Below are 21,520 nucleotides of genomic sequence, written 5' to 3' on the forward strand. Positions count from 1 at the left end.
AGCTTTCGGGTGGCCAGGATTCCGGTCAGACAGCAGCAGCCCCCAGCCGGTTGAGTTGGCTGGGGGCTGCTGTGCTGGAGGATCAGCTGGCTGCGCGCTTCCTGGTCGCGGTGGCCTTCTTCGCGGGCGCCTTCTTGGCGGCGGCGACCTTCTTCGCCGCGGGCGCCTTCTTCGCAGTCAGCGCCTTCTTCGTCGCCGGGGCCTTCGTGGCGGCTGTCTTCGCTGCCGCCGCCTGCTTCTTCGCGCTCGGCTTCGCGGCCCGCCCGTTCAGGATCTCGGCCAGGAACTCACCCGTGTACGACGCCGCGTTCGCCGCCACGTCCTCCGGCGTACCCTCGGCGACCAGCGTGCCACCGCGGCGGCCGCCGTCCGGGCCGAGGTCGATGATCCAGTCGGCGGTCTTGATCACGTCGAGGTTGTGCTCGATGACCAGCACCGAGTTGCCCTTGTCCACCAGGCCGCCCAGCACGCCGAGCAACTTGCGGATGTCCTCGAAGTGCAGACCGGTGGTCGGCTCGTCCAGCACGTACACCGTCCGGCCGGTCGACCGCTTCTGCAGCTCGGACGCCAGCTTCACCCGCTGCGCCTCACCACCGGACAACGTCGGCGCCGGCTGGCCCAGCCGGACGTAGCCCAGGCCCACCTCGGTCAGCGTCGTCAGGTGCCGCGAGATGGCCGGGATGGCGGCGAAGAACTCCGACGCCTCCTCGATCGGCATGTCCAGGATGTCCGCGACCGTCTTGCCCTTGTAGTGCACCTCGAGCGTCTCCCGGTTGTACCGGGCGCCGTGGCACACCTCGCAGGGCACGTACACGTCCGGCAGGAAGTTCATCTCGATCTTCAGCGTGCCGTCACCGGAGCAGGCCTCGCACCGGCCGCCCTTGACGTTGAACGAGAACCGGCCCTGCTGGTACCCGCGGACCTTCGCCTCCGGCGTCTCCGCGAACAGCTTGCGGACGTGGTCCCAGACCCCGGTGTAGGTCGCCGGGTTGGACCGCGGCGTCCGGCCGATCGGCGACTGGTCGACGTGGATGACCTTGTCGACCAGCTCCATGCCGGAGATCTTCGTGTGCCGGCCGGGCACCGCGCGGGCGCCGTAGATCTGCCGCGCCAGCGAGGTGTAGAGGATGTCGTTGACCAGCGTCGACTTGCCCGAGCCGGACACGCCGGTGACCGCGACGAACACCCCGAGCGGGATGGTGACGTCGATGTCCTTCAGGTTGTTCTGCCGGGCGCCGTACACCGTCAGCTCGCGGCCCTCGGTGAGCGGCCGGCGAACCGCCGGGATCGGGATCTCACGGCGGCCGGACACGTAGGCGCCGGTGATCGAGTCCGGGTGGCTCTTCAGATCCTCGACGGTGCCCGACACGACCACCTGGCCGCCGTGCTCACCGGCGCCGGGGCCGATGTCGACGACCCAGTCGGCGTGGTCAATGGTGTCCTCGTCGTGCTCGACCACGATCAGCGTGTTGCCGAGGTCCTTCAGCCGGACCAGGGTCTCGATCAGCCGCCGGTTGTCCCGCTGGTGCAGGCCGATCGACGGCTCGTCGAGCACGTAGAGCACGCCGACCAGGCCGGAGCCGATCTGGGTCGCGAGCCGGATCCGCTGCGCCTCGCCGCCGGACAGCGAACCCGCCGGCCGGCTCAGCGCCAGGTAGTCCAGGCCGACGTCGAGCAGGAACCGCAGCCGCTCACCGATCTCCTTGACCACCCGCTCCGCGATCTGCTTCTCTCGCGGGCTCAGCTCCATCTGGCGCAGGAAGTCGTGCACCTCGTCGATCGACATCGCGCTGATCTCGGCGATGTTCTTGCCGCCCAGCGTGACCGCCAGCGAGATCGGCTTCAGCCGCGCGCCGTTGCAGGCCAGGCACGGCACCTCGCGCATGTACTCCTCGAACCGCTCCCGGCTGGTGTCGCTCGACGCCTCCGCGTGCCGCCGCTCGACGTACGGGATCACACCCTCGAAGGTGGTGTAGTACGACCGCTCGCGGCCGTACCGGTTCTTGTAGGAGACGTGCACCTGGCGGTCGTGGCCGGTGAGCAGCGACTTCTTCGCCTTCGCCGGCAGCTCGCCGAACGGCGTGGTGGTCTTGATCTTCAGGTCCTTGGCCAGCGCCGCCAGCAGGCGCTCGAAGTACTGCGTGACGTTCGCGCCGGACCACGGCTGGATCGCGCCCTCCTCGAGCGACTTCGACGGGTCCGGGACCAGCAGCTCGGGGTCGACCTCCATCCGGGTGCCGAGTCCGGTGCACACCGGGCAGGCGCCGTACGGCGAGTTGAAGGAGAACGACCGCGGTTCGAGCTCGTCGATGGCCAGCGGGTGGTCGTTCGGGCAGGCGAGCTTCTCGGAGAACCGGCGCTCGCGATGCGGGTCGTCCTCCGGCAGGTCGACGAAGTCGAGCACGACCAGGCCGCTGGCCAGGCCGAGCGCGGTCTCGATCGAGTCGGTCAGCCGCTGCTTCGCGGAGCGCTTCACCGCGAGCCGGTCGACCACGACCTCGATGGTGTGCTTCTTCTGCTTGTCCAGCTTCGGTGGCTCGAGCAGCTGGACGGTCTCGCCGTCCACCCGTGCCCGGGACAGACCCTGACCACTCAGCTGGCGGAAGAGATCGACGTACTCCCCCTTGCGGCCGCGGACGACCGGCGCGAGCACCTGGAACCGGGTGCCCTCCTCCAGCTCGAGCACCCGGTCCACGATCTGCTGCGGGGTCTGCCGCGCGATCGGCTCCCCGCACTCCGGGCAGTGCGGGCGGCCGGCCCGGGCGAACAGCAACCGGAGGTAGTCGTAGACCTCGGTGATCGTGCCGACGGTCGAGCGCGGGTTCCGGGAGGTGGACTTCTGGTCGATCGAGACCGCCGGCGACAGGCCCTCGATGAAGTCGACGTCGGGCTTGTCCATCTGGCCGAGGAACTGCCGCGCGTACGCCGACAGGGACTCGACGTACCGCCGCTGGCCCTCGGCGAAGATCGTGTCGAACGCCAGGCTGGACTTGCCGGACCCGGACAGCCCGGTGAAGACGATCATGGCGTCCCGCGGCAGGTCGACCGAGACGTCCTTCAGGTTGTGCTCACGTGCTCCGCGCACGATCAGACGGTCAGACACAAGCTCACTCTCAGCCGTTCTCGAGGGGTTCCATGGCATGCCCCGGTCATGCTAACCAGGCCCACCGACAAAAACTTCCGGCGCCGGATGCGGGGGTCCTGCTCGACCCGGCTTCGAAAGTATATTCGACCGCGGACCGTGGTTGTGGCAAACCGGCCGGACATGACCCGGCCGGCGATTGATGCAAGGATCGGGCGGGAGGACCGATACCCAGGAGGGCTGATGGCGGAGTACCACGGCAACGTCAAGGTGGGCGGGCCGGTGCAGACCCACGAGCTGGCCGAGCTGATGATCACCAAGGTCGCTGTCGGGCCGATGGACAACAACGCGTACCTGCTGCGCTGCCGCCGTACCGACGAGCAGGTGCTGATCGACGCGGCCAACGACGCCCCGACGCTGCTCAGGCTGATCGGCGACGGCGGGCTCGAGCGGGTCGTCACCACGCACCGGCACCAGGACCACTGGCAGGCGCTCGCCGAGGTGGTGGCCCGGACCAACGCGACCACGGTGGCCGGCCGGTACGACGCCGAGGGCATCGACGTACCCACCGACGAGCTCGTGGACGAGAACGCCACCATCCCGGTCGGCCAGTGCTCGCTGCGGGTCATCCACCTGGTCGGCCACACCCCGGGCTCGATCGCCCTGCTGTACGACGACCCGGCCGGCGCACCGCACCTGTTCACCGGCGACTCGCTGTTCCCCGGCGGTGTCGGCAACACCCAGGGCGACGCCGAGCGGTTCACCACACTGATCAACGATGTCGAGGCCAAGCTTTTCAACGCCCTCCCCGACGAAACCTGGGTCTACCCCGGCCACGGCGGCGACACCACCCTCGGCAAGGAACGCCCCAGCCTCCCAGAATGGCGCGCCCGCGGCTGGTGACGAGCGTCAGTGATGGGTCGCTCGGTAGCGGGCGGCTTTGGACTGGTTGCCGCAGGTTTTCATGCTGCACCAGCGGCGGCGGCCGCGGGAGAGGAAGAACCAGCCGCAGCGGTCGCAGGTGCGAACCGGTCGGGGCGGTGGGCTCAGCGCCAGCTTGACACCGTGTAGTGCGATGGCGGCGAGCGCACCCTGCATGGATTGTGGGGCGATCACGCCGTTCGCGGCCACGGAGACGTCCTCGCGCGCGAGATCCATCAAACCGGTCAGGACCTCGGGAGGTAGGTCGTGGCCGCTGGCCTGTGCGTCGAGGAGTGCCCAGAGCAGTCCCCGCAAGCTCCGGGCTCGGGGCAGTAACCGGCCGTCGGCGACTGGTGCTGACAGCAGCCCGGCGTGGGCGAACCAGCCAGCGAGGTCTTCCCCGCTCTCGAGTAGGTCGGGGCCGAGCTCAGGGATGCGCCGGTAGACGGTGTTGGCGAAGTCCAAGGCAACGTCACCGGCGATGAAGTGGTCATCGGTGAAGGTAGTCATCGAACATCAGCAACAAAGGTGATGAGCAGCGCCGCGACCTCCGGAGCGTGCGTCTCCAGCATCAAGTGCCCAGCGTCGTAGACGTGGATATCGAGGGTTGACATCTCCTGGTGGTAGGCCATCACCTCCGCCAGGTCGAAGAACGTGTCATGCCGTCCCCATAGCACCAGGCATGGCGGTTGATACCGCTTGTGGTACTCGGCGATCTCCGCGAAGCGAGCCACGTGGTTGCGGTAGTCGCAGAAGAGCTGGAACTGGATGTCGGTGGCGCCGGGTCGCGACAGCCGCTCCCAGTCGAGGTGCCACGACTCGCGCGGGTGCAGTTCCTGCACTTCCGCCGGCAGTCCGGCGAGGTACTGGTCCCGCGTCCCCGGGAAGTTCAGCCAGTCCGGCAACGCCGCCTTGTTCTCCTCACTCGGGTCCGCCCAGAACCGACGGGCCGTGTCCCACCCCTCGTTCAGCCCGGCCTCGTGCGTGTTCCCGTTCTGCACCACGAGGCCAAGCACCCGCTCTGGGGCACGCATGGCCATCAGGTACCCCACAGGCGTCGCGAAGTCCGTCACGTAGAGCACGTAGCGCTCGACACCCAGGTCCGCGACCAAAGCCTCGATCACCGACGACAGGCACTCGAAGGTGTACTGCGGTGGCGCGTCCGAGAACCCGGATCCCGGCAGGTCCGGCGCGATCGTGTACACGTGCTCCCCCAGCGCGGGCACCACGTCACGGAACGAGTACGACGAGGTCGGGAAGCCGTGCAGCAGGAGTACGGCGGTCGAGCCCGGCGTACCCGCCTCGCGGTAGTGCACCTTGAGCCCGTCCACCTCCCGGTACAGGTGTCGTGTCTTGGCCACGCGTTGCACAGGAACCACTCCAAAGTAACCGTATTGGATGCCAACACCGGTTACCCAGGGCCCTGAGAAGCAAACCGTGGCTAGAAGGCCAGGCCGTGCCGCTCCACGATCGGCATCGTGCGCTCGAAGTCGACCTCGCACCCGTAGCTCGCGGCCAGCGCCGGGAGCGTCTCGGGGTCGTACTCGCCCCCGGGCTCGGCCAGTTTGCGGAACAGCGCCTCGATCCCGCCGGGCGAGATCATCTCAAGCAGCCGGAGCGGCACGTCGCCTGCGTTCCAGAACGTGTGCCACTGGTTGCGGGGCTTGTAGACGAGCGTCCCCGGCCCGGCGAACACCTCCTGGTCGCCCAGCAACACGCCCAGCCGGCCCTCGAGGACGAAGCTGTACTCGTCCTCCCGGGTGTGCATGTGCAGCGGCGCCGCGAGCACGTGCGGCCCCACGGTGTGCTCGACGAGCGAGAACTGACCACCGGTGTCCACGCTGTCGATCAGGTACCGGTCGGCCCAGGTCCCTTGCTGGTCTCTCGTCGTCAGGCCGTCCGACGGCCCGATCACCCGTACTTGTGTCATGCCTCGACGCTAGGAACGCGACCGGCCGCTGCCCATTCCAGAAATCTGGTATCCCGCGCATCGGCCCGGCCGCCGTACCTTGGAGCTGTGAGCGGGTACGCGAAGCAGCGTGCGAGCGACCGGATCGCGGGTCTGACACGCGAGGGGCTCGACCTCGTCACGTTCTGGCGCGAGTCGGCCGAGGCGCTGCGGCCCGCCGTCCCGTACTACCAAGCCCCCTGCTGGTACACGCTCGACCCGGCGTCACTGCTGGTCACCAGCCACTTCAACGAGGGCATGCCGGAGTTGCCGCCGGAGTGGCTCGCCCAGGAGTACTACGAGGACGACGTCAACAAGCTCGCGGACGTCGCCAGGTCCGACCGCGGCATCGCGACCCTGCACGAGGCCACCGGTGGCGACCCGGCCAGCAGCCCGCGCTGGCACCAGAACATGACGATGGGCGGTGACCAGGAGCTGATCGCCGGCCTGCGGACGAAGTCGGGCCAGGTGTGGGGCGCGCTCGGCCTCTACCGCGAACCGGGGCAGCCGGTCTTCGACGACGAGGACCAGGCGTTCATCCGGACCGTCGCACCAGTCCTCGCCGCCGGGGCGCGCAACGCGCTGTTCCTCGGCGAGGCCACCGACCCGGAGGGCGTGGATGCGCCCGGTCTGATCGTCGTCACCGCCGACTGGGAGATCGAGTCGGCGACTCCCGGTGTCGAGCGCTGGCTGCATGAGCTGCCCGACGGCGACTGGAACAGTGGGCGGCTGCCGTCCGCCGTACTGGCGGTCGCCGGCCAGGCCCTGCGTACGGCGGCCTTCCCCGACGCTGGCGAGGTCGCGGTGTCGCGAGTCATGTCCCGCTCCGGCCGCTGGGTCGTCCTGCACGGGACCTCGCTGGTCTCGTCGACCTCCCGCCGCGTCGCCGTGATCGTCGAGCCGGCCCATCCCGGCCGCATCGCTCCCCTGCTGATGGCGGCGTACGGGCTGACCGAGCGCGAGCAGGAAGTGACCCGGCTGGTGCTGCAGGGCGACTCCACCACCGACATCGCCGAGCGTCTGGTCGTCTCGGCGTACACCGTCCAGGAGCACCTGAAGAGCATCTTCGCCAAGACCGGCGTCCGCAGCCGCCGCGACCTGGTCGGCAAGATCTTCTTCGCCCACTACGAGCCGCGGGTCCGCGACAACGAGCAGCGCGCCCAGACCGGCCAGCCCCTCCGCGGCGGCCCGCTACAGCCGTGAGCGGGCCTCGTCGATCTGCTTGCTGATTGCCGCGGCACCGACCGAGCTCGCGAGCGCAGCAGCTTCGTCGGCCAGCTTCCGCGCCTCGTCGCCACTCGACAGGTAGATCAGGCCAACAAGATTTGCCGCCACACCTGCAGTGAAGCCGAGGGTACGGCGCAACGCCGTCGACTCCTCGAGCAGCGCGCGGGCCTCGTCCGCGTTGCCTGCCACGTGAGCGGCGACGCCCAGATGGCGGAGGGCGTAGGACAAGGTCAGATCGTCGCCGCTCTTGCGCGCCAGCTCACGCGAGAGGGTCAGCGCCGAGACGGCGGGCTCGCTGTCGTCGCGGACAACCTGGTGGAAGCAGCCGATCCAGAAGAACGCCTCGCCCTGGCCGCGCTCGTCACCCACTGCGTTGTAGAGCGCCAACGCTCGCTCGAACAGCTCCAGCTCCCGCGGATCCTCGACCCGGTTCTCCAGGAACCGCCCGTGCAGCACCTTCCCCCGCGCCAGCACGAGTTCAGCCTCGGCCGCGTCCAACTCCCGATCGGCCCGCGACCAAACGCCGGCCTCACCGTTGAAGATCGCGCGCTCGTACAGCTCCCCCGCCAGCCTCACCCGTTCGTCCACTCGCCGATCCTAGGGCTACCTGTCGGTCAACTCCGCCGGAAGTGCGACCACGTCGACCAACGCGCCGTTGCGGATCGCGGTGATCTCGGTACGGCGGTTGATCGCGTCCTCGAACAGTTGACGCTGCAGCGACTGGGCGTCCCGCAGCGGTACGCCGTCAACCGCCAGCACGAGATCGCCTTGGCGGAGACCGGCCTGTGCGGCGGGGCTGCCGGCGATCACCTCGACCACGCGGAGCGCGGTGCGCTGCTCGAAGCGCTCGGCGAGCTGTGGACGCAACGGTGCCGGCGTCGTCACCAGTCCGAGGTACGCGCGACGCACCCGCCCGTCATGCAGCAGCGAGTAGATGATTCGCCGGGTGGTCCGGTTCATCGGGACCGCGAGGCCGAGGCCGATCCCGGCCACCGCGGTGTTGATGCCGATCACCCGCCCGTTGCCGTCGGCAAGCGCTCCGCCGGAGTTGCCCGGGTTCAGCGCCGCGTCGGTCTGGATCACGTCCTCGATCACCCGGGTCGCGTTGCCGGTCCGCACCGGCAGCGACCGCCCGAGCGCGCTGACCACGCCGGCCGTCACGCTCCCGGCCAGGCCCAGCGGGTTGCCGACCGCAACCACCAGGTTCCCGACCTTGAGCTGGTCCGCGTCCCCGTACTCCGGCGGATCCGGGATGTCCCGGTCGGACCGCAGTACGGCGAGGTCGGACAGCCGGTCGACTCCGATCACCCGGGCCTGCGCCGCCGTACCGTCCGCGAACTCGGCCGTCGCCTGCTCGGCGCCGCCGACCACGTGGGCGTTGGTGAGCAGGTGGCCGTCCTCGGTCAGCACCACTCCGGACCCCGACGAGTCACCCCGCCGGCTCGCGATCCGCAGGCTCGCCACCCGCGGGATCAAGTGCTGCGCCACACCCGAGACGACCCGGGAGTAAGCGTCCAGTACGTCGTCCCCAGCAGTCTCCTCAGCCATCTCGCCTCCCGAATTACAACATTACGCCGCAAGCAAAGGCGGTGCTCCCGGTGAGGCAGGCCACAATCCTGACCGATCGGTTGAAAACTGGCCGATCGGTCAGGGAAGCTTGCTGACATGGCAGTCACCACCCCCGCCCGGGAGCGGACCAGGCACGAGATCGTGCGGCAGGCGATGGACCTGTTCCAGGCCAAGGGCTACAACGCGACGTCGCTGCAGGACATCGCGACCGCGGCCGGCTGCTCGAAGGCGACGGTGCTCTATCACTTCAACGGCAAGCCCGCCGTGCTGGCCGCCGTCCTCGAGCCGGCCGCCGCCGACCTCGCCGCGCTGATCAGGACCGTCGACCAGTTGCCCCGGGCCGAGGCCCAGGAGGTCGCGATCCGGCAGTTCACCGACCTCGCGGTCGTCCACCGCGGCGTCATCGACGTGATCCAGGACATCCTGCCGGTGATCGACCAGCACCCCGAGTTCGCCGGGCTGATCGCCGACGGCATCAAGCTGACCGAGTACCTGGCCGGCAGCGACGACCAGCTGGAACGCGACCTGGCCGGCTTCGCGATCAACGGCCTGCTCGGCGAGTGCCGGCATCCCGGCGAGCGCACCGACGACGAGCTCCGCCAACTCTGCGACCTCGCGCTGCGGCGGCTGCTCAAGCGCGCCTGACCCCTGCACAGCAACCTCCCCTGCACACGAAACGGACGCACCTTCCCGATGGCCAATCTGCTGTACCGGCTCGGCCGGTTCTCCTACCAGCGCCGGCGGCTCGTCGCCGCCGTCTGGGCGGTCTTCCTCGTCCTGCTCGGGGTCGGCGCGCTGACCCTCGGCGGCAAGACGACCAACACGTTCTCGATCCCGGGCACCGAGTCGCAGCGCGCGCTCGACGCCCTGAAGACCGAGCTCCCCGCGGCGAGCGGCGCCTCCGCGACCGTGGTGGTGAAGGCGCCCGAGGGCAAGACGCTCGCCGACCCGGCCGTCAAGGCCGCCGTCGGCACGACCGTCGCCAAGGTCGCGAAGGTGCCGGAGGTGATCGGCGCGGTCGACCCGTTCACCAGCAAGGCGATCAGCCCGGACGGGGCGACCGGCCTGATCAGCGTCCAGTTCGCCAAGCCGGCCGACGAGCTGAGCAAGGCCAGCACCGAGGCGTACGACGGCCTCAGCAGACTCAGCTCCGGCGATCTTCAGGTGGTTCCGGGTGGCCAGGTCGTCGGCGGCGTCCCCGAGGTCGGGGCCACCGAGGTGATCGGGGTCGCGGTCGCGGCCGTCGTACTGGTCGTCACGTTCGGGTCGCTCGTGGCTGCCGGCATGACGCTGCTCACCGCGCTGCTCGGCGTGCTGGCCGGCATGGCCGGCCTGTTCCTGGTCACCGCGTTCACCGACGTGTCGTCGACGGCGCCGATCCTGGCGCTGATGCTGGGGCTCGCGGTCGGGATCGACTATGCGCTGTTCATCAGCTCACGGCACCGGACCCAGCTTGCCGAGGGTATGGACGAGGAGGAGTCGGTCGGCCGCGCCACCGCGACCGCGGGGTCGGCGGTGCTGTTCGCCGGTGCGACCGTCGTGATCGCGCTGGCCGGGCTCAGCGTGGTCGGCGTGCCGTTCCTGACCGCGATGGGACTTGCGGCTGCGGCGACCGTGCTGACCGCCGTACTGGTGGCGTTGACGCTGCTGCCGGCGTTGCTCGGGTTCGTGGGCAAGCGGGTGCTGCCGCGGAAGCTGCGGAAGGCGCCGACCGCCCCGGCGGCCGAAGGGTTCGGGTTCCGGTGGGGCCGGTTCACCACGCGCTTCCGGGTACCGATCGTTGCTCTCGGCATCATCGGTCTCGGGGTGCTGTCGATCCCGGTGCAGGACATGCGGCTGGCGTTGCCGGACGGCGCCTCAGCGGCGGCCGGGACCAACCAGCGGGTCGCGTACGACCTCACTGCCGCCGCCTTCGGGCCGGGCGCCAACGGCCCGCTCGTGGTCGTCGTCAAGAGCAACAATGCGGAGGCGGTCGTCCAGCAGGTACTCGCGAAGACGCAGGGCCTGCCGGATGTCGTCGCGGCGCAGCCGGGTCCCGCGAGCGCCGACGGTACGACGCGGTTGCTGCAGGTGATCCCGGCGAGCGGACCGGCGACCGAGGAGACCGCGGACCTGGTGAAGAACCTGCGAACCGCGATCGCGCCCCTCGCCACCGGCGACACGACCATCTCCGTGACCGGCAACACGGCTGTCGGGGTCGACGTGTCCAACAAGCTGTCCGACGCGTTGCCGACGTACCTGCTGGTGGTCATCGGGCTGTCGTTCCTGCTGCTGCTCCTGGCGTTCCGGTCGTTGCTGGTGCCGTTGAAGGCGACGCTCGGGTTCGTGCTGACGATCGGGGCGACGTTCGGGATCACGGTCGCGGTGTTCCAGCAGGGCTGGGGCGCCTCGCTGCTGGGCGTGGACTCGCCCGGGCCGCTGGTCAGCTTCCTGCCGATCATCATGATGGGCGTGCTGTTCGGGCTGGCGATGGACTACGAGGTCTTCATCGTGTCCCGGGTCCGCGAGGAGTTCGTGCACGGCAAGCACGCCACCGAGGCCACCGTCGAAGGCCTCGGCCACGGCGCCCGCGTCGTCACGGCGGCCGCCCTGATCATGGCCTCCGTCTTCGCCGGCTTCATCTTCGTGCACGACCCGATCATCAAGGCCATCGGCTTCGGCCTCACGATCGGCGTCCTGGTCGACGCGTTCATCGTCCGCATGACCCTGGTCCCCGCCGTGCTGAGCCTCCTCGGCGACCGCGCCTGGTGGTTCCCGAAGTGGCTGGACCGGATCACCCCGAAGGTCGATATCGAGGGCGAGTCGCTGCGCACGCCTGACAAGCCGTCCGAGAAGGAGCTCGCCGGCGTCAGCTGACGGCTACGCAAGGCACGAGGGCCTCGGCGATATGCCGAGGCCCTCGTGTTTCGGTCGGGCTGACAGGACTTGAACCTGCGACCCCCGGTCCCCCAGACCGGTGCGCTACCAAACTGCGCCACAGCCCGAAACCCGCCTTCGCAGGCGGACCGGGGTAAACCTTACCCCATCGGCCGGGATGGTTCTGACCAGGGCAGGTCAGCGCTTTTGCTTCTTGGAGCGGGCCCGGACCTGGACGTGGACCGGGCTGCCGACGAAGCCGAAGTCCTCGCGGAGCCGGCGTTCGATGAAGCGCTGGTACGACGGTTCCAGCGCGCCGGAGGTGAAGATCGCGAAGGTCGGCGGCATCGTGGTGGCCTGGGTGCCGAACAGGATCTTCGGCTGCTTGCCGGACCGGACCGGGTGCGGGTGCGCGGCGACCAGGCGGCCCAGGAACGCGTTCAGCTGGCCGGTCGGGACGCGGGTCTGCCAGCCCTCCAGCGCCGCCTCGATGGCCGGCACCAGCTTCTCCATGTGGCGGCCGGTGAGCGCGCTGATGTTCACCCGCGGCGCCCAGCGGAACTGCACCAGGTCACGGTCGATCTCGCGCTCCAGGTAGTAGCGCCGGTCCTCGTCGACCAGGTCCCACTTGTTGTACGCGATCACCAGCGCCTTGCCGGCCTCCTCGACCGCGTTCATGATCCGGATGTCCTGCTCGGACATCACCTCGGAGGCGTCGATCACGACCACGACCACCTCGGCGCGCTCGATCGCCGCGTTGGTCCGCAGCGACGCGTAGTACTCGTGGCCGCTGGCGTTCTTCACCTTCCGCCGGATGCCGGCCGTGTCGATGAACCGCCACTCCTGGCCGCCGAGCGTGATCAGCTCGTCCACCGGGTCGACCGTGGTGCCGGCGACGTCGCTGACGACGACGCGGTCCTCCTTGGCGACCTTGTTCAGCAGCGAGGACTTGCCCACGTTCGGCTTGCCGACGATCGCGATCCGGCGCGGGCCGCCCGCCTCGGCGTCCCGCTCCGGCGGCGCCTCCGGCAGCGCGGCCAGTACGGCGTCCAGCATGTCGCCGGTGCCACGGCCGTGCATCGCCGACACCGGGAACGGCTCGCCGATGCCGAGGCTCCACAGGTTCATCGCCTCGGACTCGACCCGCTGGTCATCGACCTTGTTGGCGGCCAGCACGACCGGTTTGCCGGACTTCCGCAGCACCCGGACGACGGCCTCGTCGGCGTCGGTGATCCCGACCGTGGCGTCCACCACGAACAGGACCGCGTCGGCGGCGTTGATGGCGACCTCGGCCTGGGCGGCGACCAGCGCGGCCATCCCGACCGCGTCCGGGTCCCAGCCGCCGGTGTCGACGACCGTGAAGCCGCGGCCGGCCCAGTTGGCGTCGTACGAGACCCGGTCCCGGGTGACGCCCGGGGTGTCCTCGACGACCGCCTCGCGGCGGCCGATGATGCGGTTCACCAGCGTGGACTTGCCCACGTTCGGCCGGCCGACGATCGCGAGCACCGGCAGCGGGCCGGTGTCCTCACGCTCGTGGGTGGGCTCGGCAAAGTCGTAGCCGGTGGGCAGGTCACTCATCAGGATCCTTCACGTCTGGCGCGCCCGGGAGCGGGTGGCCGGTGGCTTCGACGGCCGCCCTGACATGAGCCCGCAGCACGTCGCCGATCTGGTCGGCAACCGCCCGTACGTCGGAATGCCTCCTGGGAAAGGGTACGCGGTCGATCGAGAAGGGCTCGCCATAGACCACGTCGATCCGGCTCCCGGCCGGTGGAAAAGCCTCCACGGAGCCGTGCGGCAGCCTGGTCCCGAGCAGCGCGACCGGCAGGATCGGCGCGCCGGTCACCATCGCCAGGTACGCCACGCCGGTCCGGATCCGGCCGAAGTCGCCGGCCCCGCGGGTCCCCTCCGGGTAAATGTTCAGCACCCGCCCGTCGCGCAGCACCTGGATGGACTGCCGGATGGCGAGGACGTCGTACGCCGACCGATCGACCGGGATCTGGCCGATCCGGCGCAGGATCCGGCCCTGGAGGCCGCCGAACGCCTCGATCTTGCCGAGCTGGTGCAGCATCCGGGGCGCGATCGCGCCCAGCAGCGGACCGTCGAGCAGGCTCAGGTGGTTCGGCGACATCAGCACCGGTCCGGTCCGCGGGAACAGGTCCTCGTGGTGGACAGTCAGCCGGTACTTGCGCTGGAAGTACTGCTTGGCGAACCTGCGGACCGGCACCGCGAGCCGATAAGGCAGCCGGGGCAGGTCATCGGTCCGGGGCAGCTCGAGGTGCCCGGTCAACTCAGCTGTCATAGGTCCCGGTCGCGAGGGGCGGCCTCGGCCTCTTTTGCCAGTCTGCTGATCACGTCGACGACCTCCTCCAGGGACAGGTGCGTCGAGTCGATGGTGACCGCGCCGTCCGAGGCCACCAGGAACTGCGAGACGGTCGCGTCGTCCGCGTCCCGCCGGACGATCTGGTCCCGCAACTGCTCCGCCGTGACCGCGCCGGCCGCCAACTCGGCCCCGCGCCGCGCCAACCGGGCGTCCTGGTCGGCGGTCAGGTGCACCTTCAGCTCCGCGTCGGTGGCGACCACGGTGGCGATGTCGCGGCCCTCGACCACGATCCCGCCGCTCGGCTGGGCGTCGTCGATGATGGCCCGCTGCCGCCGGATCAGCTCCTTGCGGACGTCCAGGTTGGTGGCGATCTTGCTGACGCTCTCGCTGATCCGCGGCTCCCGGATAGCGCTCGTCACGTCGACGTCGTCGGCGATCACGTACTGCTTGCCGGGGTCGGTGCTGACCTCCAGCCGCAGCTCACGGGCCCGCTCGGCCACCGCCGCCGTGTCGTCCAGGTCGAGGTCGTGCTCGAGCGCCGACCACGTCACCGCGCGGTACGTCGCACCGGTGTCGAGGTAGCGCAGACCCAGTCTGGTCGCGACGCCTCGGGCGGTGCTCGACTTGCCGGACCCGCTCGGGCCGTCCACAGCGATGATCATGGCCCAGAGATTACCCGCGGCCGGGGACAAAGCTGTGGCCTACCGGTGCACGACCCAGCCACGCTCCGTCAGTACGGCGACCAACTGGTCGACCGAACCGGGTTTGACGGCCAACTCGACCTCACCGACCGGGCGGCCCGGGCTGTGGTCGATGCGCAGGTCCTCGACGTTCGCGCCGGACTCGGCGGCGTCCGCGAACAGCCGGGCCAGCTGACCCGGACGGTCGGGAATGGTGACCAGGACGGAGACCAGGTCGATGTGCGGGGCGCCGTGCTTGCCCGGCACCCGGACCGCGCCCGAGACGCCCTGGCCGAGGATCGAGGTCAGCTCGTCACCTGCCTCTTCCTTGCCCAGGGCAACAAGAACCCGGTCGAGCTCGCCGCGGATCTGCTCCAGCAGGCCGGTCAGCGCCGACGAGTTGGCGGACACGATCTGGGTCCACAGCTTCGGGTCGCCGGCCGCGATCCGGGTGACGTCGCGGACGCCCTGCCCGGACAGCTGCAGGTGCGAGTCCGGCGCGTCCGCGAGCGTCCCGGCGGCGAGGGCGGACATCAGGTGCGGCAGGTGCGACACCCGGGCGACCGCGAGGTCGTGGTCCTCGACCGACAGCTCGACCGTCCGCGCACCGGACGCTTCGGCGAGCCGCCGTACCAGCTCGACCGCCTCCGGCGCGCTGGTCTCGTGCGGGGTGATGGCCCAGGTCGCGCCGTCGAACAGGTCCGCGCGCGCGGCGAGCGGCCCGTTTCTCTCCGACCCGGCCATCGGGTGACTGCCGACGTACCGGCTGAGGTCTGCCGTCAGCCGGCGTGCGTCGGCGAGCGGTTTCGACTTCACGCTCGCGGCATCGGTGACGACCGCGCCGGTCTGCTCGAGCTGCTCGGCGACCACGCGGCCGACGTGGTCCGGCGGTACGGCGACCACCACGAGCTGGGGCTCGATCTGGACCAGCCGGGAGCCGGCCCCGATCCGCTCGGCCATCAGCGCGTTGCCCGGGTCGGCGTCGACCAGCTCCACGACCACGCCCAACCGGCCCAGCGCGAGGCCGATCGACGTGCCGATGAGTCCGGCGCCGACGATCCGGACCGGCCCGCGCAGCTCGGTCACGAGGCCCTCACTGGGCGCCAGTCAGGTCCGGACGGAGCGCGACGGCGCCGTGCAGGTAGACGTGCTGGATCTTCTCCCGGGACCGCGGCGTCTCCGCGTGCACCATCATCCGGACCACCCGCGGCAGCGCGTGCGGGACGTCGATCTCCTGCATGCACATCAGCGGTACGTCGGTCAGCCCGATCTGGCGGCCCGCCACGGCCGGAAACTCCGACCGCAGGTCCGGCGTGACGGTGAACAGGATGCTGATCAGGTCCTCGTGGTCCAGATCATTCGCCTCCAGGACCGCCTTCACCAGCTCGGCGGACCGCTCGAGCAGGTGCTCGCGCTCGTCCACCTCCAGCTGGGTGGCACCCCGGATCGCCCGTACCGCCACGTTGCCGCCTCCTTAGTCGTCTAGGTCCAACCCTAGGACAGTCCGGCCAAAGAGTGGACACGCGTCTCGGATTGCGCGCCACCGGACCTGCGCTCGGCAACGAACACCGCCTTCGGCGGCAACAGTCCTTCTGAGCCGCAACCGCTGACACGAGCCGACACCATCCGCGCGGAACAACCCACACAGCTGCGTGCGGACCCGCCGCGGCACACAGCAGACACCCGAACCCGAGTCGTGCACCCCCGCCGCGTTCGAGGGGATCTCCCCTCGGATGCTGCCTTCTCCCCTCTCATACGAGGGGAGAAGGCAGCATTTCAGGGGAATCCCCGGAATGCCCAGTGCCGGTTGGTGCTGCCCAGGTTCAGCGCGGAGCCCATAGGCCGGTCCCTGCGAGTGTCCGGAACACCTTTTCCGATGGCCGGCCACGACTCGACTCCGCGCGCCGCGGAAGGCGGCCAGAAGAACAGCAGCGGCCGGAGGCCGTGTCCTCTCCAGGAGCACCGCCGACCATGTGGACTACAGGCGTTCGGCGGCGTCGACGGTCTGCTCCAGGAGGAGGGCGATCGTCATCGGGCCGACGCCGCCCGGGACCGGCGTCACCAGGCTCGCCACGGCGGCCGCCTCCTCGAAGTGGACGTCGCCGACGTTGCCCTCGTTGTAGCCGGCGTCGACCACCACCGCGCCCGGCTTCAGCCAGTCGCCGCGGACGAAGTTCGGCTTGCCGACCGCGGCGACCACGATGTCCGCGGTCCGGACGATCTCCGGCAGGTTCGTGGTCCGCGAGTGCGTGTAGGTGACGGTGGCGTTCGATGCCAGCAGCAACATCCCGGCCGGCTTGCCGAGGATCGGGCTGCGGCCGATGACGACCGCGTGGGCCCCGGCGAGCGGTACGTCGTACGCCTGGAGCAGCCGCAGGATGCCGCCCGGCGTGCAGGACCGGAACCCGGGCTCGCCGAACGCCATCGCGGCGAACGCGTGCATGGTCACGCCGTCGACGTCCTTGGCCGGGTCGATCGCCTCGAACGCGGCCCGCTCGTCGATGTGTCCCGGCACCGGGTGCTGCAGCAGGATCCCGTGCACCTCCGGATCGCCCGACAGCTTCTCCAGCTCGGCGACGAGCTCATCGGTCGTGGTCTCCGCGGGCAGTACGACGCTGCGGGACCCGATACCCGCCTTCTTGCACCGGTTCTGCTTCATCCGGACGTACGTCGCCGACGCGGGATCGTCGCCCACCAGCACGGTCGCCAGGCACGGCTGGACGCCGGTCTTCTGCTGCAGGTCCCGGGCGCGGTCGGCGGCTTTCGCCACCATCTCGGCGGCCAGGTCGGTGCCGATCATCAGGTTGGTCATACGGCGCGCTCCTTCGGGCGTCGACATCAGGTCGGGTGCCCAGGCGCGCGGCTCAGCCGGTTGTCCGGCAGACCGTTCCCCGGTGGTTCTCCACCTCAACGCCAGTCGCGGTCCGGCGTCCAGCCTACGCGACGAACCAGGACCGGCACTCCTCCAGCCCGGTGACCTCGACCCGGCCGGAAGGCTGCCAGTTGTCCCGGGTGAGCCGGAGCCGGTCCGAAACCACCGCCCTGCCGTCCAGCACATCCCGCGAGATCCCGTCCGGCCGGTACCCCAGCTTCCGGGACACGCCCTGCGAGCCGGCGTTGTCCTGGAACACCTCCGTCAGCGCCGCGACCGCGTCCAACTCCTCGAACGCGAGATGCAGCAGGGCACGGCGCGCCTCGGTGCCGAAGCCCTGAGCGTGGTGCGGCAGGCCGAGCCAGGACCACGTCTTCACCTCCCGGAGGACGGCGAAGTCCCGGGCCCGCAGAGCGACCATCCCGATCGGCGTCCCCTCCCGGAACACACCGAGCTCCAGCTCCCAGTCCTGCGCACTCCACGAGGACAGCGAACCCCAATGCCCCTGCACCACGCCCCGGGCGCGCTCGGCGGGCGGCGCGTCCGTCCACGGGGTCAGGAACGGCCGCTCCCCCGGCTTGTGCACTCCGGCGGCAGCGACGTCAGCCAGCGCCGCGAGCTCTTCCTCACCGGGCTGGCGGAGGACGAGTCGTTCGGTGGTCAGCCGGAGGCGGCGCAGCGGCCAGTGGTCGGTCAGCACCGGGCCATCCTCTGGCCCGGTGCGACCGTGGGCAACCTAATTCCCGGCCCGGTGCAGGATCACCTCGTGCACCCGCGGCGGTACGGGGCCGGCCGCCCACGCGACCCGGAACGCTTCGATCGTGGTGGCCGGCAGCTGCACCGCGCTGTAGGCCGACTTCACCGGTCCCGCGTCCTGCCAGCCGGCACTCGTCCGGACCTGGATGCGCCCTGCGGCGGCAGCGCCTTCGGCCTGCAGCACCGTGATCCGGTCGACTGATGTCGCCGACGAGAGCTCGACGGTCAGCGCGTCCGACGCCGTCGGTGCTGTGCCCGCGACGTACGCCGTACTCACCTCGCGGTCGACGGCATCGGACAACGACGAGCCCGCTGCCGGCGCCGGTGTGCCGGTTGCCGTGAGCACCAACTCGGAGCCGTCGGTGACCTGGACCGCGAACTCGCGGACCACCAGCCAGAACGAAGGATTGTCGGCAATCGCGCGATAGCGGACGTAGCGAGCGGTCACGTCGGCGGTGAAGCGGATCTCGGCCGTGGTCGCCCGGGTCAGCTCGGTCCAGGTGGAGCCGTCCGTCGAGTACTCGAGGACGCCGGAGTGGATGAAGTCGTTCGGGCTGCTCGACTTCCCCATCAGTACGGCGATGTCGCCGACAGACCGTGGGGCCCCGAGGTCGACGCGGATCTCGTCCCCGGCCACCGGGGCGGCGTTGCTCCAGAAGTACGTCGACTCGTCGCCGTCGACCATGCGGTCGGGAGTGTTCTCGGCGTACGTGCCTTGTGAGCTGGACGCCGTCCGTCCGGGCTCGATCCCCATCCACTGGTCGGGCACCCGGCCGGCCTCGGCGAGGAACGCGTCGGCGACGCCCTCACCGATGCGCGGATAGGTGTTGGAGTGCGGCAGCCGGACGTCCCGGATCTCCTTGGCCTGGGCAACCAGCGCGTCGATCCGTTGCCGGCTCGCCCAAGCAGCCGCACCGTTGCCGTCGGCCACTTCGTCGAGCAGTCGCAGCGACCGCCGGAGCGCCTGGCCCCACAGCACGGTCGCATCCAGCCACGCCTTCGCCTCTTCGGCGAACGCGGGATCCTGCACTCCACGCCTGAGCTGGTCGGGCGCCATCTCGATGGCGTTGAAGTACGGCGCGAGGGCCTCGATGGCCTCCTCACGGTCCCCGGCTTCCCAGGTCTTCCAGAACGTCGCGGTCCGGGCGGCCAGCACCGGCGCCTTCTCCGGGTGCAGCGTCGAGTCGTAGGTGTTCAGGTCGGCGAAGACCTCGAGCGCCGCGATCGTGTTGCGGTCTCCCCCGGCGCGCTCGGCGATCGCCCGGCGCCAGGAGGCCTGTTCGTCGTACTTGGCCGGGTTCCAGCCCAGCTCGGCGAACGAGTAGAGCGCGAGCTTGCTGACCGCGGCCTGGTTCATCGGGTTCGAGATCACGCCGGCGACGTGCTGCGCGATCCCGGGCTCCCGGCCGCTGTAGTCGGCCAGCGGGATCCGGCCGGCCAGGTAGTCGTTGACCGGGTAGTTGTCCCAGATCAGGATGTCGTGCCCGAACACCGCCTTGGCCTGGGCCGCTTGTGCAGTCGTGATCGTGCGCGGGATGACGCCGATACCGGTCCAGTGCACGACGACCGCGCTGTCCAACTGCTCCCGCAGCGCCTTCTTGTACGGCGTCTCCGACACGTTGTAGTACTCGGTCGGGACCATCTGCAGCGGCGCCAGGTCCGGCTTCGAGGCGACCCATTCGCGCTGGATCCGGTTCAGCAGCTCGCTCTGCGCCTGCCCGGCCGCTCCGCCGCCGGTGCCGTACTTCTCCCGGTCCTCCGGGCAGTGCCAGGTGTTGTAGTCGATGTCGTCGAGCGGCACGTTGAACGCCCGAGCGCCCAACCCGTAGAGCGCCTCGAACTTGGCGATCAGCGCCTGGTAGTCGCTGTCGGAGGTGTAGCAGATCGACAGACCGGGCGAGAGCGCGAAGGTGAAGTCGACCTTGTTGCTCCGGGCCCGCTCGACCAGTTCGCCGAGCTCGGCCAGCTTGTCGGCCGGGTACGGGTCGCGCCACTGCTCGCGGTGGTACGGGTCGTCCTTCGGCGCGTACTCGTAGGTGTTCATCCGGTGCGCGCCGAGGTAGTCGAGGTGGTCGAGGCGGTCCGCGTGCGACCACGGCGTACCGTAGAAGCCCTCGATCGAGCCGCGGTAGCGCATCGTCGGCCAGTCCCGGATCTCGACCCCGGCCACCTGGTTGCCCTGGACAAGTTGTGCGAACGTGCGGGCCGCGTAGTACGTCCCGTCGGTGTCGACTCCGTCGAGTATGACGTTCTTGCGGCCGGCGGCGAGCACGTAGCCCTCAGCGGGCAGACCCTTGGCGGGCTCCACGTTCAGTTGCCGCAGCACCTGCTCGTTCCCGCCCAGCCAGATGGTCACCGCCGCCGGCTGATCCTGGACCGTCCGTACGCCGGCCCGCTCGAGCGTCTCGCGGACGACGCGCTCGGCGTCCGGATCAGTGGTCGGTCCGCGCATCAGGCCGACAGTGCGGCCGAGGGCGAAGCCGTCGGGGCGGCTGGTGGTCTGCTGAGGCTCAGGAGACACCGGCGGCGCCCCTTTCGCGACGTCGGCCGACGCGGCCGGAACGGACAGGGTCTGGGCGGCGAGCAGCAGGAGTGCGGGGAGGACGAACCGGCGCATGGCAACTCCTCGGGCGGAAGGCGTTTGCTCCCCCTATCCACTCAGTGCGCAGACCTGTTCGTCAAGCGTCTGGCGTGACCAGTTTCAGTCAAAGAAGGCCGGCGTGGTCGAGGGCCAGGTAGGCGGCGTCGATGCCGGTCATCGCTCCGGAGGTGCGCAGCTCGGCGCGGAACTCGGACACGGTGAGCTCGACCGGGACACAGTCCTCGAACTCGTCCAGCGCCTGCGTGCCGTCCGGACGGCAGCCGCGCGCGATGCCGACGTACTTGCGGTAGACCGAGGACGCCGCCGACCAGTTCCAGCTGACGAGCTCGAACGACTCGCAGGTGTACCCGGTCTCCTCCTCGAGCTCCCGCACGCCGGCCACGGCCGGATCCTCACCCGGCTCCACCAGCCCGCCCGGCAGATTGGTGACCACCTGATCCGGCCCCGGCCGAAAGATCCGGATCGTCACGACCTTCCCCTCCGGCGTCAACGGCAGCACCGTGATCCCGGAGGCGATCCCCGAAGCCGTCTTGGGCCCGAACACATCCCAGTCCACCTCCCGGCCGTCCGGCAACCGATACCGCCGCTGGTTGACCGTCAAGAACCCGTTGAACCCAGCCCGCTCCTCCAGATCACGGACGCCACCTTCCGCGAGCAGGCGTGCCAGAAGACCAAGGCGCTGTCGTA

General features: G+C 70.0%; 19 protein-coding genes, 1 tRNA gene and 1 riboswitch. Of the genes, 4 read left to right on the plus strand and 16 right to left on the minus strand.

All coding sequences use genetic code 11. The annotated features are described in order from the left end of the window. Positions 1-82: 82 nt before the first annotated feature. Complete coding sequence (uvrA, locus tag ACWCOV_RS14445) at positions 83-3,142, minus strand: excinuclease ABC subunit UvrA (RefSeq protein WP_449829696.1); 3,060 nt, start codon at positions 3,140-3,142, stop codon at positions 83-85. A 183-nt stretch (positions 3,143-3,325) separates the two neighbouring features. On the opposite strand from uvrA, the gene ACWCOV_RS14450 reads away from it, so the two are divergent. Next, the gene (locus ACWCOV_RS14450; RefSeq protein WP_449829697.1) at positions 3,326-3,985 is read left to right on the plus strand and encodes an MBL fold metallo-hydrolase; all 660 of its coding nucleotides are present in this window, start codon (positions 3,326-3,328) and stop codon (positions 3,983-3,985) included. A 6-nt stretch (positions 3,986-3,991) separates the two neighbouring features. Here the strand turns inward: ACWCOV_RS14450 and ACWCOV_RS14455 are convergent, their stop codons facing one another. The 3 genes from ACWCOV_RS14455 to ACWCOV_RS14465 all read right to left on the minus strand — a co-directional run bounded on the left by ACWCOV_RS14455 (position 3,992) and on the right by ACWCOV_RS14465 (position 5,933). Continuing rightward, the gene (locus tag ACWCOV_RS14455; RefSeq protein ID WP_449829698.1) at positions 3,992-4,513 is read right to left on the minus strand and encodes a CGNR zinc finger domain-containing protein; all 522 of its coding nucleotides are present in this window, start codon (positions 4,511-4,513) and stop codon (positions 3,992-3,994) included. Then, a complete protein-coding gene (locus ACWCOV_RS14460) occupies positions 4,510-5,364 on the minus strand; it encodes an alpha/beta fold hydrolase (protein ID WP_449829699.1) in 855 nt (284 codons plus the stop codon). Before ACWCOV_RS14460 ends, ACWCOV_RS14455 begins: the two co-directional genes overlap by 4 nt. Positions 5,365-5,444: 80 nt before the next feature. Next, positions 5,445-5,933 carry a cupin domain-containing protein gene (locus tag ACWCOV_RS14465; protein WP_449829700.1) on the minus strand — a complete coding sequence of 163 codons (489 nt, stop codon included), beginning with the start codon at positions 5,931-5,933 and terminating at the stop codon, positions 5,445-5,447. An 87-nt stretch (positions 5,934-6,020) separates the two neighbouring features. Here ACWCOV_RS14465 and ACWCOV_RS14470 point away from each other — a divergent pair, with 87 nt between their 5' ends. Continuing rightward, a complete protein-coding gene (locus tag ACWCOV_RS14470; RefSeq protein WP_449829701.1) occupies positions 6,021-7,154 on the plus strand; it encodes a LuxR C-terminal-related transcriptional regulator in 1,134 nt (377 codons plus the stop codon). Here the strand turns inward: ACWCOV_RS14470 and ACWCOV_RS14475 are convergent. Further along, complete coding sequence (locus ACWCOV_RS14475; RefSeq protein WP_449829702.1) at positions 7,143-7,766, minus strand: tetratricopeptide repeat protein; 624 nt, start codon at positions 7,764-7,766, stop codon at positions 7,143-7,145. The genes ACWCOV_RS14470 and ACWCOV_RS14475 overlap by 12 nt on opposite strands. 15 nt (positions 7,767-7,781) lie before the next feature. Continuing rightward, positions 7,782-8,726: a S1C family serine protease gene (locus ACWCOV_RS14480; RefSeq protein ID WP_449829703.1), complete on the minus strand. Its 945-nt coding sequence runs from the start codon at positions 8,724-8,726 to the stop codon at positions 7,782-7,784. Between the two features lie 117 nt (positions 8,727-8,843). On the opposite strand from ACWCOV_RS14480, the gene ACWCOV_RS14485 reads away from it, so the two are divergent. Both ACWCOV_RS14485 and ACWCOV_RS14490 read left to right on the plus strand, forming a co-directional pair. After that, positions 8,844-9,392 carry a TetR/AcrR family transcriptional regulator gene (locus ACWCOV_RS14485; protein ID WP_449829704.1) on the plus strand — a complete coding sequence of 183 codons (549 nt, stop codon included), beginning with the start codon at positions 8,844-8,846 and terminating at the stop codon, positions 9,390-9,392. Between the two features lie 48 nt (positions 9,393-9,440). Then, positions 9,441-11,603 (plus strand): MMPL family transporter, encoded by a 2,163-nt coding sequence (locus ACWCOV_RS14490; RefSeq protein WP_449829705.1) that lies wholly within the window; start codon positions 9,441-9,443, stop codon positions 11,601-11,603. Positions 11,604-11,657: 54 nt separating this feature from the next. Here ACWCOV_RS14490 and ACWCOV_RS14495 read toward each other — a convergent pair. The 10 genes from ACWCOV_RS14495 to ACWCOV_RS14540 form a co-directional block, all read right to left on the minus strand. Then, a tRNA-Pro gene (locus ACWCOV_RS14495) sits at positions 11,658-11,731 on the minus strand. A gap of 70 nt (positions 11,732-11,801) precedes the next feature. Beyond that, positions 11,802-13,181, minus strand: coding sequence for a ribosome biogenesis GTPase Der (der, locus tag ACWCOV_RS14500; protein WP_360521551.1), 1,380 nt, complete (start codon positions 13,179-13,181; stop codon positions 11,802-11,804). Next, positions 13,174-13,902, minus strand: coding sequence for a lysophospholipid acyltransferase family protein (locus tag ACWCOV_RS14505; protein ID WP_449829706.1), 729 nt, complete (start codon positions 13,900-13,902; stop codon positions 13,174-13,176). Before ACWCOV_RS14505 ends, der begins: the two co-directional genes overlap by 8 nt. Then, entirely contained in the window at positions 13,899-14,585 is a 687-nt protein-coding gene (gene cmk / locus ACWCOV_RS14510; RefSeq protein ID WP_449829707.1) for a (d)CMP kinase, read from the minus strand. The genes ACWCOV_RS14505 and cmk overlap by 4 nt, the downstream gene beginning before the upstream one ends. Before the next feature lie 39 nt (positions 14,586-14,624). Then, positions 14,625-15,689: a prephenate dehydrogenase gene (locus tag ACWCOV_RS14515; protein WP_449829708.1), complete on the minus strand. Its 1,065-nt coding sequence runs from the start codon at positions 15,687-15,689 to the stop codon at positions 14,625-14,627. A 7-nt stretch (positions 15,690-15,696) separates the two neighbouring features. Beyond that, positions 15,697-16,065, minus strand: a complete 369-nt coding sequence (gene aroH / locus ACWCOV_RS14520) for a chorismate mutase (protein WP_360521563.1) — start codon at positions 16,063-16,065, stop codon at positions 15,697-15,699. Between the two features lie 516 nt (positions 16,066-16,581). Beyond that, positions 16,582-17,415, minus strand: a complete 834-nt coding sequence (locus ACWCOV_RS14525; protein ID WP_449829709.1) for a bifunctional 5,10-methylenetetrahydrofolate dehydrogenase/5,10-methenyltetrahydrofolate cyclohydrolase — start codon at positions 17,413-17,415, stop codon at positions 16,582-16,584. A gap of 30 nt (positions 17,416-17,445) precedes the next feature. Next, positions 17,446-17,534: riboswitch (ZMP/ZTP riboswitch) on the minus strand. A gap of 5 nt (positions 17,535-17,539) precedes the next feature. Continuing rightward, on the minus strand, positions 17,540-18,175 hold the full coding sequence (locus tag ACWCOV_RS14530; RefSeq protein WP_449829710.1) for a GNAT family N-acetyltransferase: 636 nt from the start codon (positions 18,173-18,175) through the stop codon (positions 17,540-17,542). Positions 18,176-18,211: 36 nt separating this feature from the next. Continuing rightward, positions 18,212-20,848, minus strand: a complete 2,637-nt coding sequence (locus ACWCOV_RS14535; protein ID WP_449829711.1) for a beta-N-acetylglucosaminidase domain-containing protein — start codon at positions 20,846-20,848, stop codon at positions 18,212-18,214. Between the two features lie 88 nt (positions 20,849-20,936). Beyond that, positions 20,937-21,520 (minus strand): NUDIX hydrolase (locus ACWCOV_RS14540; protein ID WP_449829712.1); only part of this gene is annotated, 584 nt, incomplete at its 5' end.

The sequence above is a fragment of the Kribbella sp. NPDC002412 genome (genome assembly GCF_053592935.1).